The 1,294-nt window shown below is 75.8% G+C and carries 1 protein-coding gene; it reads right to left on the bottom strand.

Translation table 11 applies throughout. The annotated features are described in order from the left end of the window. Positions 1-1,294, bottom strand: a 1,294-nt coding sequence (locus AB8Z36_RS40680; RefSeq protein ID WP_369218372.1) for an ATP-binding cassette domain-containing protein, incomplete at both ends; no start/stop codon positions are given.

The following is a 1,294-nucleotide window of genomic DNA, read 5'->3' as shown; positions in this document are numbered from 1 at the left end:
CAGTGGCACCGCCTCGGCCCGCTCCGGCCCCAGCACCAGCTCGTACGTGGCCCGCGCCGTGCGGTCCGGACGCTCGAAGACGGTGTCCTGGGCGAGCAGGTCCACCGTCAGACCCGGGCGTCGGCACACCTCGCCGCCCCCGGCCGCGAGCCGTCCGGCCAGCACGGCGAGCAAGGTCGACTTGCCCGCCCCGTTGCCGCCCGTGACCAGCAGCCGGTCCGAGGGCGACACCGTCAGGGAGACCGGCGCGAGGCGGCCCGGCACACCCGCCTCCCGCAGCGCGATCAGCGGCCCCGGTGCCTCCTCCGCCCGGACGGCCAGCGAGGGCGCCGCGAACCGCAGGGGCTTCGGTGGCTCGGCGACCTGTGCGCGCTCCAGCTCCTCCAGGCGCCGGGCGGCATCGCGCACCCGGCGGGAGATCTGGCTCTGCACCCGGCCCGCCCGGTGGCCGTACCCCATCTTCTCGTTGTCGCGCCGTCCCCGGTCCGGTGCCAGCCGGTGCGCGCCGACCCCCGCCGTCTGCCGCAGTTCCCGCAGCCGCTCCTGCTCCTCGGCGTAGCGCTGCTCCCAGCGCTGCCGCTCGGCGCGCTTGGCGCCGACGTAGGCGCTGTAGGTGCCCCCGAAGCGGAGCGGACCGTCCACGGCCGGGTCGAGGTCGATCAGATCGGTGCAGACGGAGTCGAGGAACGCCCGGTCGTGGCTGGCGGCCACCACGGTGCCCGGGAGGGCGCGGAGCTGCTCCTCAAGGAAGGCGGCGGCGCCGTCGTCGAGGTGGTTGGTCGGCTCGTCGAGGAGCATGGCCGAAGGCCGCCGTACGAGCAGCGCGGCCAGGGCGAGCCGGCCGCGCTGCCCGCCCGACAGCGAGCCGAGTGTGCGGTCATGGGCCAGGGCGCCCAGACCGAGGCCGTTCAGGACCAGGGCCGCGCGGCGGTCGGCGTCCCAGGCCTCGCGGTCCTGGGCCTGTTCGAGGCGCCTGCCGTAGGAGGTGAGGAGTTCCGGGTGGCCGGGGGCGTCCTCGGGCGTTTCGGCGAGCCGCTCGCTGAGCCGGGCGAGCTCCGCCAGGTCCGCGCGGGCCTGGCGCAGCGCCTCGTCGAGTACATCGGCGATGGTCGAGTCGGCGTCGAAAGGCATCTCCTGGTGCAGGAAGCCGAGGTCGCCGGGGCGTGTGACGCTGCCCGCGTCGGGCTTGTCCACGCCCGCCAGAAGGCGCAGCAGCGTGGACTTGCCGACGCCGTTCTCGCCGATCAGGCCGATGCGGCGGCCGGGGGACGCGGTCAGGGAGACACCGTCGAGC

The sequence above is a fragment of the Streptomyces flavofungini genome (genome assembly GCF_041028215.1).
In the GTDB taxonomy this organism is placed as follows: Bacteria; Actinomycetota; Actinomycetes; order Streptomycetales; family Streptomycetaceae; genus Streptomyces; species Streptomyces flavofungini_B.
This window is presented reverse-complemented; position numbering and strand designations above follow the sequence as displayed.